General features: G+C 63.8%; 12 protein-coding genes. 2 read left to right on the forward strand and 10 right to left on the reverse strand.

What is annotated here, in order from left to right:
• Window positions 1–3: 3 nt before the first annotated feature.
• The 7 genes from ileS to A8950_RS07355 form a co-directional block, all read right to left on the reverse strand.
• Window positions 4–2,862, reverse strand: a complete 2,859-nt coding sequence (gene ileS, locus A8950_RS07325) for an isoleucine--tRNA ligase (protein ID WP_133612977.1) — start codon at window positions 2,860–2,862, stop codon at window positions 4–6.
• 29 nt (window positions 2,863–2,891) lie between these two features.
• Entirely contained in the window at window positions 2,892–3,875 is a 984-nt protein-coding gene (locus A8950_RS07330) for a bifunctional riboflavin kinase/FAD synthetase (protein ID WP_133612978.1), read from the reverse strand.
• 10 nt (window positions 3,876–3,885) lie between these two features.
• Window positions 3,886–4,332: a MaoC family dehydratase gene (locus A8950_RS07335; protein WP_133612979.1), complete on the reverse strand. Its 447-nt coding sequence runs from the start codon at window positions 4,330–4,332 to the stop codon at window positions 3,886–3,888.
• A gap of 148 nt (window positions 4,333–4,480) precedes the next feature.
• Window positions 4,481–5,890, reverse strand: a complete 1,410-nt coding sequence (locus tag A8950_RS07340) for an amidase (RefSeq protein WP_133612980.1) — start codon at window positions 5,888–5,890, stop codon at window positions 4,481–4,483.
• Window positions 5,887–6,894, reverse strand: coding sequence for a DMT family transporter (locus A8950_RS07345; RefSeq protein WP_133612981.1), 1,008 nt, complete (start codon window positions 6,892–6,894; stop codon window positions 5,887–5,889). The genes A8950_RS07340 and A8950_RS07345 overlap by 4 nt, the downstream gene beginning before the upstream one ends.
• 95 nt (window positions 6,895–6,989) lie before the next feature.
• Window positions 6,990–7,844 carry a hypothetical protein gene (locus A8950_RS07350; RefSeq protein WP_133612982.1) on the reverse strand — a complete coding sequence of 285 codons (855 nt, stop codon included), beginning with the start codon at window positions 7,842–7,844 and terminating at the stop codon, window positions 6,990–6,992.
• A gap of 146 nt (window positions 7,845–7,990) precedes the next feature.
• Window positions 7,991–8,224, reverse strand: a complete 234-nt coding sequence (locus A8950_RS07355) for a hypothetical protein (protein ID WP_133612983.1) — start codon at window positions 8,222–8,224, stop codon at window positions 7,991–7,993.
• 398 nt (window positions 8,225–8,622) lie between these two features.
• Here A8950_RS07355 and hydA point away from each other — a divergent pair, with 398 nt between their 5' ends.
• Window positions 8,623–10,083, forward strand: a complete 1,461-nt coding sequence (gene hydA, locus A8950_RS07360; protein ID WP_133612984.1) for a dihydropyrimidinase — start codon at window positions 8,623–8,625, stop codon at window positions 10,081–10,083.
• 68 nt (window positions 10,084–10,151) lie between these two features.
• Here the strand turns inward: hydA and A8950_RS07365 are convergent, their stop codons facing one another.
• The 3 genes from A8950_RS07365 to A8950_RS07375 all read right to left on the reverse strand — a co-directional run bounded on the left by A8950_RS07365 (window position 10,152) and on the right by A8950_RS07375 (window position 12,174).
• Complete coding sequence (locus A8950_RS07365; RefSeq protein ID WP_133612985.1) at window positions 10,152–10,457, reverse strand: hypothetical protein; 306 nt, start codon at window positions 10,455–10,457, stop codon at window positions 10,152–10,154.
• A gap of 179 nt (window positions 10,458–10,636) precedes the next feature.
• Window positions 10,637–11,509 carry an AraC family transcriptional regulator gene (locus A8950_RS07370; RefSeq protein WP_133612986.1) on the reverse strand — a complete coding sequence of 291 codons (873 nt, stop codon included), beginning with the start codon at window positions 11,507–11,509 and terminating at the stop codon, window positions 10,637–10,639.
• A 230-nt stretch (window positions 11,510–11,739) separates the two neighbouring features.
• Window positions 11,740–12,174, reverse strand: a complete 435-nt coding sequence (locus A8950_RS07375; RefSeq protein WP_133612987.1) for a hypothetical protein — start codon at window positions 12,172–12,174, stop codon at window positions 11,740–11,742.
• Window positions 12,175–12,570: 396 nt separating this feature from the next.
• Here A8950_RS07375 and A8950_RS07380 point away from each other — a divergent pair, with 396 nt between their 5' ends.
• Window positions 12,571–13,023 carry a (2Fe-2S)-binding protein gene (locus tag A8950_RS07380; protein ID WP_133612988.1) on the forward strand — a complete coding sequence of 151 codons (453 nt, stop codon included), beginning with the start codon at window positions 12,571–12,573 and terminating at the stop codon, window positions 13,021–13,023.
• Window positions 13,024–13,027 lie beyond the last annotated feature (4 nt).

The following is a 13,027-nucleotide window of genomic DNA, read 5'->3' on the forward strand; positions in this document are numbered from 1 at the left end:
GGGTCAGGCCGCCTCCACCGCGTCGGTGCAGCGGCCACAGAGGGTCGGGTGCCTCTCATCCTTGCCGACCTCGGGCAGGATCTGCCAGCAGCGCTCGCATTTCTCGCCCTCGGCCAGGTTGATCATGGCGGCAACGCCGGCCACATCGGGCAGCGTGAAGGCGTCCGCCGGTGCCGCCGCGCCACTCAGCGTGATGTCGGAGGTGATGGCGATCTCGCCAAGGTCGAGGCCGGCCAGTTGCGCCTGCCGCTCCGGCGTCAGATACACCACCGGATGCGCCTGCAAACTGGCGCCGATCTTCTTTTCTGCCCGCGCCTTCTCGAGGGCCCCTGTCACGACCCGGCGAATGTCGCGCAGTTCTAACCATTTGTCGGCCAGCGCCGCGTCGTACCAATCCGCGGGAATGGCGGGAATGATGCGCAGATGCACGCTCTCCTCGCCATCCGTCCAGGGTCGCGCGCGCCAGGCTTCCTCGGCCGTGAAGCACAGAATCGGTGCCAGCCAGGCGGTCAGGCAGTTGAACACCTCGTAAAGCACCGTGCGCGTGGCGCGCCGGCGGATGCTGTCCGGCCGGTCGCAATAGAGCGCGTCCTTGCGGATGTCGAAATAGAAGGCCGAGAGGTCGACCGCGCAGAAATTGTGCAGTTCGGTGAAGAGGCTGTGGAAATCGTAATTCTCGGCGGTCTGGCGCACCTTCCGGTCCAGTTCTGCCAGGCGATGCAGCACCCAGCGATCAAGCTCCGGCATCTCCTTCGCCGCCAGCCGCTCGCTCTCCTGCCAGCCATCGAGGGCGCCCAGGACATAGCGGAAGGTGTTACGCAGGCGGCGGTAATGGTCCGCCATGAACTTGATGATCTCGTTGCCGATGCGAAGATCATCGGAGTAATCCGAAGCGGTCACCCAGAGGCGCAGGATGTCGGCGCCGTATTGCTCCATCACCTTCTGCGGGGCAACTACGTTGCCGAGCGATTTCGACATCTTGCGGCCCTGCTCGTCGAGCACGAAGCCATGGGTGAGGACACCCTTGTAGGGAGCCTTGCCGCGCGTGCCGACGCTTTCGAGCAGCGAGGAGTGGAACCAGCCGCGATGCTGGTCGGAGCCCTCGAGATAAAGATCCGCCGGGCCCTGCATATCCCAGGTCGGGTCGGCTCGGGTGCCGTCTTCCAGCACGAAGGCATGGGTCGAGCCGGAATCGAACCAGACATCGACCACGTCCTTCACCTGCTCGAAATCCTCCGGGCTGTAGTCGTTGCCGAGGAAGCGCGAGGGGTGGCTGGAATACCAGGCATCGGCCCCTTCGGCCATGAACGCCTCGGCGATGCGGTCGATCACCTTCTGGTCGCGCAAGGGCTCCTGCGTCTTCTTGTTGACGAAGACGGCGATGGGAACGCCCCAGGCGCGCTGGCGGCTGATGCACCAATCCGGCCGGTTTTCGATCATGGAATAGAGGCGCGTCTTGCCGCTTTCCGGCACGAAGCGCGTCTTTTCGATCTCGGCAAGCGCCGTCTTGCGCAAGCCGTTCTTCTCCATCGAGATGAACCATTGCGGGGTGTTGCGGAAGATGACCGGCGCCTTGGAGCGCCAGGAATGCGGATAGGAATGGGTGACCTTGCCTTCCGCCACCAGCATGCCGCGCTCCTTCAGCGCGTCGGTGACGGCTGCGTCGGCGTTGCCCTTCTTGCCATAGGGGGTCAGCACGGATTTCCCGGCGAACAACGGCACGTGATCGTAATACACGCCGTCCGGTCCCACCGTCTGCGGCACCTCGATGCCGTTGGCCAGCCCCAGCTCGTAGTCGTCGGCGCCATGGCCCGGGGCGATATGCACGAAGCCGGTACCCGCCTCGGTCGAGACGAATTCGCCGGCATGGGCGGTCACCCGGAAATCATAGCCCGATCCGTGAAAAGGATGCCGCGCCACGATGCCGGCGAGATCGGCGCCCTTGCCGGACCAGAACTCCTTGTGGGCGCTGATGGCTGCCGTTGCGGCAAAGCTTTCCAGCAGCGCCCGCGCCACGACCAGTCGGTCGCCGGCCTGCACATGCGCGCCCTCGCCGACGGCCGTTACCTCGATGCCGACATAGTCGATCTCGTTGCCGAAGGCGATGGCACGGTTGCCGGGAATCGTCCAGGGCGTCGTCGTCCAGATGACGATGGCGGCACCCTGGAGCGCCGCCGGTCCCTCTGCCACCGGGAACTTCACCCAGATCGTGTTGCTGACATGGTCGTGGTATTCGACCTCGGCCTCGGCCAGCGCGGTTTTTTCCACCACCGACCACATCACCGGCTTCGACCCGCGATAGAGCCCGCCATTCATCAGGAACTTGCCGATCTCGCGCACGATCTGCGCCTCGGCGGCGAAGCTCATGGTGAGATAGGGATGGTCCCAATCGCCGGCTACGCCGAGGCGCTTGAACTCCTCGCGCTGCACGTCGATCCATTTCTCGGCGAATTCGCGGCACTGGCGGCGGAACTCGTTGATCTCCACCTCGTCCTTGTTCTTGCCGGCCTTGCGGTACTGCTCCTCGATCATCCATTCGATGGGAAGGCCGTGGCAATCCCAGCCGGGCACGTAATGCGCGTCCTTGCCCAGCATCTGCTGCGAGCGATTGATGACGTCCTTCAGGATCTTGTTGAGCGCGTGGCCGATATGGATGTTGCCGTTGGCATAAGGCGGGCCGTCATGCAGCACGAAGGGCTGCCGGCCTTTCGATTCCCGGCGCATCCTGCCGTAGAGATTGCCCGTCTCCCAGTTCGCCAGGATTGCCGGCTCCTTCTTCGGCAGATCGCCGCGCATGGGAAAATCGGTCTTCGGCAGGAAGACGGTGTTCTTGTAATCCGGCGTGGGCTTGTCGGCGCTCATGGTCGTCTTGCGTCCAATTCGAAAGGAATTCAGTTCTGCTTGCCGCCCGGATGGCCGCCGGGCGCGGGGCCGCGATAGGCGGCCAGGATGTCGCGCGCTTGCGCGCTGTCGGCGGCGATCTGCGCCTTCAGGGCATCGAGGCCGTCGAATTTCTTCTCGGGCCGGATGAAGTCGATCAGCGCCACGCGCAGATGCTTGCCGTAGAGGTCTCCGGCAAAATCGAAGAGATGCGTCTCCAACTGCACCCGGGTACCGCCCACGGTCGGCCGGCGGCCCAGATTGGCCACCCCCTTGACCCAGGCCTCGCCGGGCTCGTCGGCAAGTGTCGCCATGATGGCATAGACGCCCAGCTTCGGCTCCAGATACTCGCCGATGGCGACATTGGCGGTGGGGAAGCCGAGCAGCCGACCCCGCGCCTCGCCATGTTCGACCCTGCCCTCAATCTCCCAGGGCCGGCCCAGGGTAGCTGCGGCGCTCTTCGGATCGCCCGCCTGCAACTGCTGGCGCACCAGGGTCGAGGAATAGGCCGGGCCCTCGCCGGATTTCGCCGCGGCGACCGAGGTGACACCGAAGCCATGCCGGCCGCCATACTCGGTGAGCAAGGCCGCATTGCCGGTGCGTCCCTTGCCGAAGCAGAAATCGTAACCCACCACGACATGGGCAACGCCAAGCCCGGCTACCAGGATTTCCTCGACGAAATTCTCGGCCGTCCGGCCCGCCATCTCGGCATCGAAGGTCAGCTCGAACAGATGATCAACGCCGAGCGCCTGCAGATGCCGCGTCTTGATGCGGAAGGGAGTGAGGCGGAAGACCGGGTCTTCCGGGCGGAAGAAACTGCGCGGATGCGGCTCGAAGGTCAGCACGCCCAAGGGTGCGCGGCGCGCGCGCGCGATCTCCGCCGTCTGGAGGATCACCGCCTGGTGGCCCAGATGGACGCCGTCGAAATTGCCCAACGCCACCACGGCGCCGCGGCCTTCCGCCGGCACATCACCCAGATGTCGGATCAGGCGCATGGCTGCAATCTCATGCCGGCCGCTTCGGCACCAGCAGCATCGCCTCGCCCTCCAGCACCACCGTCTCGCCGACAGTGGCAACGGTTGAGAAGGTGGCGCGGCCCTTTTCCTTGTCGATCGCCGTCGCGGTGCAGCGCGCGACCACGGTATCGCCGATGCGGACCGGCGCCTTGAACTTGAGGCTCTGCGAGAGATAGATGCAGCCCGGCCCCGGCAGCTTGGTGCCGAGCACGGCCGAGATAAAGCCGGCGGTCAGCATGCCATGGGCGATGCGGCCCTTGAACAGGGTGGGCTTGGCAAAATCCTCGTCGAGATGGACCGGGTTGGTATCGCCCGACAGGCCGGCAAACAGCACGATGTCGGTTTCCGTCACGGTCTTGGAATAGACCGCCGACATGCCCGTTTCGATTTCATCGGCATATTTGCCGCGCAACTCATCCGCGTAGGCGACGCTCATTTTCCTGGCTCTCCCGGCTGCAATGCTGCGGATCTCCCCCCGGATTCCGCATGGCAAAATCGCGCGGCACTATAGCGATGGGGGCGACACGCCTCAAGGACGGGCCGGGACTGAAAATTACGCGGCGGATCGGGTAGTTAGCCAACGATCAGGAGCGCGGGTCCATGGGAACGAGATTCCGCAGCCCCAGGATCTCCTCGCAAAGCAGGGCATGCGACAGCAGCCTGCCTTCATCCTTCGGCCGGCCGACCAGTTGCAGGCCCATGGGCCGGCCATCGGCGGAGAAGCCGCAGGGCAGCGACAGGGCCGGGCAGGCGGTCATGGTGATGAGGGCCGCCAGCTTGAGCCATTCGACGTAATTGTCGAGGGTCTCGCCATTGATCTCCCGCGGCCAGCGTTCCTTGATGTGGCGCGGCAGGATGGGGGCCGCTGGCAGCAGCAGGAGGTCGTAGCTGCCGAAGAACCGGACCATGTCGGCATAGAGCCGCGAGCGGCGGATGAGCGCCTTGCCGATCTGCTCGCCAGTAAGCGCGAGGCCCTTCTCGGCGTTCCAGATGACCTCCTGTTTCAGCTTGTCGCGATGCTGGTTGAGGAGCGGGCGCATGGTGGCGGCGTAATCCACCGCGCGCAGCGTCTGGAAGGCCTCGCCGACGCCGCCGAAATCGGGTGCGGCTTCCTCGATGGCGATGCCGGCGGCGGCAAGTTTGTCGGCGGCGGCACGGATCATCGCCTGCACCTCGGGCTCGATCGGCAGGCCGGCGGGGTCGAGGCAGAGGGCGACGCGTGCCGGTTTTTCCCGGCGCCGTGCGGCGGCCAGGAAGGATTCAGCCGGCTTCGGATAGGAGATCGGGATGCCGACATGGTCGCCTGCCATGGCATCCAGGAACAAGGCGGTGTCCTCGATATTGCGCGCCATCGGCCCGTCGACTGCCAGCGTGTCGAAACGCAGCTCGCCCGGACCGGCAGCGACGCGGCCCGGCGAGGGGCGCAGGCCCACGACCGAGCAGAAGGCGGCCGGGGTGCGCAAGGATCCGCCGAGATCCGAGCCCGTGGCCAGCCAGACCTGGCCGGTGGCGAGCGCCACCGCCGCCCCACCCGACGAACCGCCGGCATTCAGTTTCGTGTTCCAGGGGTTGAGCGTCTCGCCATGCACCTCGTTGAAGGTGTTGGCGCCGGCACCGAATTCCGGCGTATTGGTCATGCCGAGGACGATGCCGCCATTGGCCTCGATCCGCTCGACCATGATATCGGATTTCTCGGGCACGTTGTCAGCGAAGATGGGCGAGCCATAGGTGACGCGGACACCCGCCACATCGTTCAATTCCTTGACGCCGATGGGCAGGCCGGCCAGCGGCCCGCGTTGTTCCACCGGCAACGCCATCAGCCTCTTCGCATGGTCGCGGGCGCGGTCGGGGCAGAGGGTCACCACGGCATTGACCCTGGGGCCCACGGCGGCGATACGCGCCAGCGCGTCGTCGATGAGATCGAGCGGCGTCACCTCGCCCTTTTTCAGTTTTTCCACCGCCGCGACGGCGGTGAGGCGCCACAACCCGGTCATCCTGCTTGCTCTCCCGAACTCTTCTTGCTGTACATCACGAACAGGCCCGCGGCGATGATAAGGCCGATGCCGAGGGCGGTATAGAGGTCCGGCACCTCGTCCCAGATCGCCCAGCCGAACAGGGTCGCCACCAGGATCGAAACATATTCGAAGGGCGCCACCACATTGGCTTCCGCCAGGCGATAGGCCTGGGTGAGGAGGAACGAGCCGCATGCGCCGACCAGGCCGGTCGAGGCGATCAGCAGGAAGTCGGTTGTACCCGGCATCACCCAGGGCCGCAGCAGGAAGGCGAGACTCTTGTGCTCGACCGCCGTGCTGAGATCGCCGCCGGCATTGGTGATTGCGGCGATGACGACAGCACCGAGGAAAAAGATGATGTTCTGATAGGTCGCCATGACGGCGCCGCTCTCGGTCCCGCCCATCTTGCGGGTGAGCAAGGCGGCAAGGCCATAGAACAGCGCGGAAAAGATGGCGAGGAGGGCGGCCACATCCAGCACCTCGCCGCCGGGCCGGCAAATGACGACGACGCCGGCAAAGCCCACCAATACCGCGGCCACCTGGGCGGGGCTCACCTTCTCGCCCAGCATCGGCTGCGCCAGCAGCACGATGAAGAGGGGGGCAGCGAAAAAGAGTGCCACCACGACGGCGAGCGGAATGGTCGCCATAGCAAGGTAATAGGTGGTGTAGGCGCAAAGCAGCAGCCCGGCGCGGAACAGCAGCAGGCCCATCCGAGAGGAGCGCAAGGCGCGCACCCCGCCGCCGCCGAAACGCAGCAGGAAATAGAGCGGCACGAAGGCGACCAGGCAGCGCATCACCAGAACTTGGGAGAGCGGGTAACCGCCGCTCATCAGCTTGATGACCACATCCTGCAGCGAGAAGACCAGAGCCCCGCCACAGAGGCACAGGATGCCGGGCAGGGAAGCGTTACGCTGGCGCGAATCCTGGCCGGAATCCGGAATCGAACTGGGTGACGTGTCGGAAGTCGACAAGATCGGGGCACTCATGCTGCCGGCCAGCCGGGCCCACGGAAACCCCCGCTGCCGGACCGCCGAGACGGCACTCTGCACGGCAGGTAAATTTTCGGCAATGTCGAAAATGGTCAAGTCTTGGATGGCATCGCCCTGGCGGCAGATTTCTGTTTCTTCTCGAACCGACGCTTCAGCCGGTCCCGGTCGGCTTCCGTCAGGCCAGCCACATCGTCGATCGACAGGCCTTCCTCCAGGAATACCTCCGCCTTGAATTCGGGTGCCGGGCCGATACCGGCCAATCGCATCTCCTTCCCGACGACCTTTCTGTCCAGGACCGTGAAACTGGTGAAGACATCCGGATGGTGGCACAGCCAGCGCAGCATATCCCGGCCACAGGAAGACTTATACCTCCCGGTGATGGGACCAAGATAGTCCTGCGTCGAGGGCGCGTAATAGCCCATGCGGATGGTCTTCTGCTTTCCGAAAATGGATCTCACATCGCGGAAGAATGCCGCGCATTCCGGATCAGAGATGTTGTAGCGGGCCTTCACCCCGCCGGTCATCGATGTGTGAAGCAGTCGCGCAGTGCCGAAATGCGCTTGCGTGAAGCCGCCAAACCTGGGATCCCGCAGCCATCGGTTTTCAAGATTCTCGAAACCGTCTACCGTCTGCGGCTCTGTCGGCGGGAAGAGGACATCCAGCAACCGTCCCTTCTTGCGCCAATACGCCGGGTCATCATCAAGGGTGTATGACATTGCGGTGGTCTCCCAAGCGCGCCGCTGCATGACATCCCCATGCGCATCATCTTCCGGCCAGGGGGCTCGCAAAGCCATGTGGACGCCGGGCGCACGATCGTATTGCAATTGCTCGTCCCGCAGCAGCTGAAAGCAGGATTCCGGATCGGCAAACAGGGCTTCCGGAAATTGCGATCCGCGCGGACCGCTGTCATTTTTTTTCGGGCTGGTCCGGCCGCGGCCACCTGGCATAATAGTGGTATGGGGCGAAGTAGATGATGTTCGGATAGAGCGCCTGCAACCGGTTGCAGAAGATGGTCATATCAGCATGTGACATGTCGCCATACAACGTCATTGTTCGCGCATGTGCTTCCAGTTTCGGCGTCATGGCGCGCTTCTCACTTGTCAAATTCGATGGAGGTATCGATCAATCCATTTCCCTCCTTGCAGGCGGCGATGATCTTGGCGCAAGTCAGGTGAGGTAGAAGATTGTCGACTACCTTCTTCAAGGCTTCCTCGCTTCGGTGAATTGGTTTTGGTAGCCTGCCAAAGGCATTTTCAGTGTCGATTCTTCCGTCTCGAATCTGCGTTTCGAGGCAGCGTCCCTTGGTCGCGTCCGGGTTGGCGACCATGGCTCCAGCATGGTGTCAGCGCGCGCTGGGTTTGATCTTCAACCGATTCAGCGGTCATCCAAGACTCCTTGTCGACACGCTGGCGATAGACTTGCCGATACCATTCCTCCGACCGACCACGCGGCAATTCACCTCGCGACATTTAATTCTCCGATTTGCGTATTTTATCTTTTTAGAATACACTAAAAGGTAGATGTTGTTAATGTGTTCTTTTCATCCCCTGGTGGTAACGGCCAGATGAGGATTCGACATTGCTTCCCCAAGACGAAATTTTGCCCTATTATGTTTGACCAAATGATCAAGAATTGAGGCGGGCGAAACCCGCTCTTGGGAAGCCGATAGAGCAAGCGCGCCGGGGCAGTGGCAGCCCAGGCGGCCAGCGGGAAGGGAGCGTTGTGATGTCTCTACTCATTCGTGGCGGCACGATCGTCAATGCCGATGGCGAGATGCGGGCCGATGTCTATTGCGAGGATGGCCTCATCAAGGCTATCGGCCCGGATCTCGAGGCGCCGCGCGATGCGCGCGTGGTGGATGCCGGCGGGCAGTATGTGATGCCGGGCGGGATCGATCCGCATACCCATATGCAGCTGCCCTTCATGGGTACGGTGGCGTCCGAGGATTTCTTCACCGGCACGGCGGCGGGTCTGGCCGGCGGCACCACGATGATCATCGATTTCGTGATCCCGGCGCCCAATACCTCGCTGCTCACCGCATATGACCAGTGGCGCGAATGGGCCGAGAAATCGTGCGCCGATTATTCCTTCCATGTCGCCGTCACCTGGTGGTCCGACCAGGTGCGCGAGGACATGGGAACATTGGCGCGCGAACGCGGCGTCAATTCCTTCAAGCATTTCATGGCCTACAAGAACGCCATCATGGTGCCGGACGAAAACCTGGTGCAGAGCTTCGCGCGCTGCCTGGAACTGGGTGCCATCCCGACGGTCCATGCCGAGAATGGCGAACTGGTCTATCACCTCCAGGCTGAGGTGCTGAAAATGGGCATCACCGGACCCGAGGGCCATCCCATGTCGCGGCCGCCCGAGGTCGAGGGCGAGGCGGCGAACCGCGCCATCCGTGTGGCGCAGGTGATCGGCAATCCGCTCTATATCGTCCACAATTCCTGCCGCGAGGCGGTCGAGGCGATCACCCGCGCGCGCCTCGAGGGGCAGCGCGTCTATGGCGAGGTGCTGGCCGGCCATCTCCTCATTGATGACAGCGTCTATCGCCACCCCGATTGGGATGTGGCGGCGGCCCATGTGATGAGCCCGCCCTTCCGCCCGAAGGAGCATCAGGAGGTACTGTGGCGCGCGCTGCAATCGGGCATCCTGCACACGACGGCGACCGACCATTGCTGCTTCTGTGCTGATCAAAAGGCAATGGGCCGCAACGATTTCACCAAGATCCCCAACGGCACCGGCGGTGTCGAGGACCGCATGTCGGTGCTCTGGCATCACGGTGTCGGCACCGGCCGGCTGACGCGCCAGGAATTCGTCAAGGTGACGTCCACGGCGGCGGCGCAGATCTTCAACATCTATCCCCGGAAGGGCTCGGTCAGCGTCGGGGCGGATGCCGATATCGTGGTCTGGGACCCCAAGGCGACCCGCACCATCTCGGCCAAGACCCACCACCAAAAGGTCGATTACAACATCTTCGAAGGCATGAGCGTCACCGGCAATGCCAGCACCACGATCAGCCGCGGCAAGGTGGTTTATGAAAAGGGCGAGCTGAAGGTGGAAAAGGGCGCCGGCCGCTATGTCAACCGGCCGACCTTCCCGACCGTGTTCGAGGCGGTGGCCAAGGTGAACGCCGCCCGTGCCCTGAAGCCGGTCCAGCGCCAGCAGGAGAAGGCGGCGGAATAGCGGTTCCTCCTGCGCCAAATGAAAACGGCCGACCCCGCATCGGGACCGGCCGTTTTTTTGCTAACGGATCACTGCGGCCGGGGGCCTGTGCCCTGGCATTGCGCCGGCTGGTTCGGGTTGAAGTCGCAGGACACGTCGAGGCCGTTGTCCTTCTGGCAATTGACCGCACGGCCGCCATGGCCGGTCGAGCCGCCGTCGCTGACCGTGCCGCCGATCGACTGGCAATTGGCGATGAACTGGCCGGCACTCAGCTTCGGCTTGGTTTCAAGCACCAGCGGACCAAGCTTCTCCTCGGCCCGGGCGAGTTGCGGCAGGCAGAAGGCGAGGGCGAGGATGGCGAGCGTCGTCGTCGATTTGCGCAAAAACCTGGTCATGGCACTTCTCCGAAGCAACCGATCCCTCCAGGTGACAACCCCCAACGGCAGTCGCCCGGGATCGCGTTCTGCGGATAAGTGTGGGCGGCGGCGGGCCTGATACCAGTGACAACCCGCACAGGTTGCCGGCGCGACCCCGCCCCTTCACGCCTTCGTGACGAGGCGGCGGCCCCATGGCGCTATTTCGCCACCAGCGGCAGGTTGATCTCGGTCAGCCATTCCTCGGGTGGAATGCCCTGCGGGTTGTTGAGATATTCCTCGAAGCAGGGTCGATCCGCCGGCTCCTCGCCGCTCGCCGGCAGCCAGGTGCCGAACAGCCAGGTGTACGCCTTGTGAAGTTCCGCATAGGGCCCCTTGTGCAGCAACACGGCATGGCGGCCGCCGGCCAGATCGATGATGCGCACGTTTTCGTCGCCCTTCACCTCGGGGCCAACGCTGATGCAGGCATCCGATTTCCATTCCGCGGCGGGCAGCGCATTGGTGTCGCTATAATAGATGCCGAGGGCGCGGGTCTTCGGCCCCATCAAATTGCGCCCGGTCGCCCAGGCATAGAGCCGGCCGAAGACCGGGCCGATTTCCAGATAGTGGCCATGGTGGCGCAGGGCGGCCAAGCGCACGGGCGCGGTGTCGCGAATGGTGACGGTAAACATGTCTTGCTCCGATCCGGTTCCAGCTGTCGTCGGATGGAGTGCGGGATAATCCGCCACCAGGAAGCCGCGCCTCCGATAGGCGGCCGGCGCCATGCCATAGGCCGCCTGGAAGGCGCGCCCGAAGGCGGCGACGCTGCCGTAACCGGCCCGGGCCGCGATCTGCGCGATCGCGCCTTCGCCCTCGACAAGTGCGCCCGCCGCGTGATGCAGGCGCAGGCGCCTGACTGTTTCCCCCACCGTTTCACCCAGAATCCCCGCATAGACGCGGTGAAAGTGATAGGGCGAGAGGCAGGCGATCTCGGCCAGGGCATTGAGGTCGAGATCCTCGTCCAGGTGTGCGCCGATATGGCGGATCACCCGCTCGACGCGGCGGCTGTAATCCAGACTGGTGATGGGCTTCATCCCGCGATCCTCCGACGCCCGGTAATCTGCCGCAATTCGATTTGATCGATCTTGCGAAGTTCCGAGGAAAGCAGCGCGCGCATTCCCCAGGACGCAAAATTGTCATGGCTCGCGCCCGTCGACGAAGGCCGACAGGCATCGGCTGGGCGGACCATCCAAGATCCTATCCGTCAGTCAAATGAAACTCTTGGCCCACCGACCAGGCCGGGGAAAGACAACCGGGGCCAAGCTCACCAATCGATCCTCACGCCGCGTTCACGCCAGGCGCTGTCCTCGGAATGAGCGAGGATGCCGATGATGGCCGGGCCACGGCCCGCCACCCCCTTGCCGTCGAGGCGCAGGGTATAGGTGGTGTGGAAGCCGACGATGTGCCCGCCCGCCTTGTTGATCAGTTCCCAGTCGATATGGACCTGACCGAAAGTAGGGGACAGCGGCTGGAAATTGAACTTGTCGATCCGCGCCGCCTTGAAATCGACCTTGTCATAGAAGGCGACGAAGCCGGTCATGTCGGCCAGCATCTCCGCCCGGTCGCGGAAGACATAGCCGGTTTCCTCGGACAGGATCTGCACCGGAAAGAGGTAATGGTCGCAGATCGCCGCGGCGTCCTGGGCAGTGAAGGCCTCGGCATAGCCGTCGAAAAAGGCGCGGATGGCATCGGGGCTCATGTGGGCACACTGTGATGTGAAGGATGACAGAAATAAGGCGTTGAGGTCTTTTATATCATTCGACGGGCGCCGCCACGGGAAGCAAAAACTAGCGGAAAGAGCGAAGTGGCAGATTGGCCGCGCAATTCATGCGCCGGGTGCATGCTTCGCGAGATGCCATGCGTCGGGAACATGCTGGACTCCAAATCTCTTGCCTAATCCCCCAGCGCGCTTGAGCCGCGCCCAGGCCGCTCTATATCCTCCCGGCATTGCCCGTCGGCGTGTGGGAGGCGTTTCAGGTCGCGGCGGGCGCCCTCATCAAGCCAGAGGCTTCGGCCCAACAACACCAAGTCCGACGCCGCGCCAGCACCGACCATCGGATCGGGAGGCGTGGCGCTATCCAGCCAGGAGGCATTCATGAAACTATCCATCAACGGCGAAGTCCACGATCTCGATGTCGATCCCGAGATGCCGCTACTTTGGGCGATTCGCGATATCGTCGGCCTGACCGGCACCAAGTTCGGCTGCGGCATGGCGCAATGCGGCGCCTGCACGGTGCATCAGGACGGGATTGCCATCCGTTCCTGCGTCACGCCGGTCTCGGCGGCGGAAGGCAGCGAGATCACCACCATCGAAGGCGTCGCCGGCAAGGAAGCCGAGGCGCTGCAGGCCGCCTGGACGGCGCTCGATGTGCCGCAATGCGGCTACTGCCAGTCGGGCCAGATTATGTCGGCAACGGCGCTCCTCCAGGAGAATCCGAAGCCCACCGATGCCGATATCGACGCCGCCATGAGCGGCAATCTCTGTCGCTGCGCCACCTATCAGCGCATCCGCGCCGGCATCCACGATGCCGCCAAGGCGATCGGATAAGGGG

Source organism: Dongia mobilis (assembly GCF_004363235.1).
Lineage (GTDB): Bacteria > Pseudomonadota > Alphaproteobacteria > Dongiales > Dongiaceae > Dongia > Dongia mobilis.

Coding starts and splice junctions, on each gene's coding strand:
- ileS (WP_133612977.1), bottom strand. CDS start 2,862: ATGAGCGCCGACAAGCCCACGCCGGATTACAAGAACACCGTCTTCCTG.
- A8950_RS07330 (WP_133612978.1), bottom strand. CDS start 3,875: ATGCGCCTGATCCGACATCTGGGTGATGTGCCGGCGGAAGGCCGCGGC.
- A8950_RS07335 (WP_133612979.1), bottom strand. CDS start 4,332: ATGAGCGTCGCCTACGCGGATGAGTTGCGCGGCAAATATGCCGATGAA.
- A8950_RS07340 (WP_133612980.1), bottom strand. CDS start 5,890: ATGACCGGGTTGTGGCGCCTCACCGCCGTCGCGGCGGTGGAAAAACTG.
- A8950_RS07345 (WP_133612981.1), bottom strand. CDS start 6,894: ATGAGTGCCCCGATCTTGTCGACTTCCGACACGTCACCCAGTTCGATT.
- A8950_RS07350 (WP_133612982.1), bottom strand. CDS start 7,844: ATGCCAGGTGGCCGCGGCCGGACCAGCCCGAAAAAAAATGACAGCGGT.
- A8950_RS07355 (WP_133612983.1), bottom strand. CDS start 8,224: ATGGTCGCCAACCCGGACGCGACCAAGGGACGCTGCCTCGAAACGCAG.
- hydA (WP_133612984.1), top strand. CDS start 8,623: ATGTCTCTACTCATTCGTGGCGGCACGATCGTCAATGCCGATGGCGAG.
- A8950_RS07365 (WP_133612985.1), bottom strand. CDS start 10,457: ATGACCAGGTTTTTGCGCAAATCGACGACGACGCTCGCCATCCTCGCC.
- A8950_RS07370 (WP_133612986.1), bottom strand. CDS start 11,509: ATGAAGCCCATCACCAGTCTGGATTACAGCCGCCGCGTCGAGCGGGTG.
- A8950_RS07375 (WP_133612987.1), bottom strand. CDS start 12,174: ATGAGCCCCGATGCCATCCGCGCCTTTTTCGACGGCTATGCCGAGGCC.
- A8950_RS07380 (WP_133612988.1), top strand. CDS start 12,571: ATGAAACTATCCATCAACGGCGAAGTCCACGATCTCGATGTCGATCCC.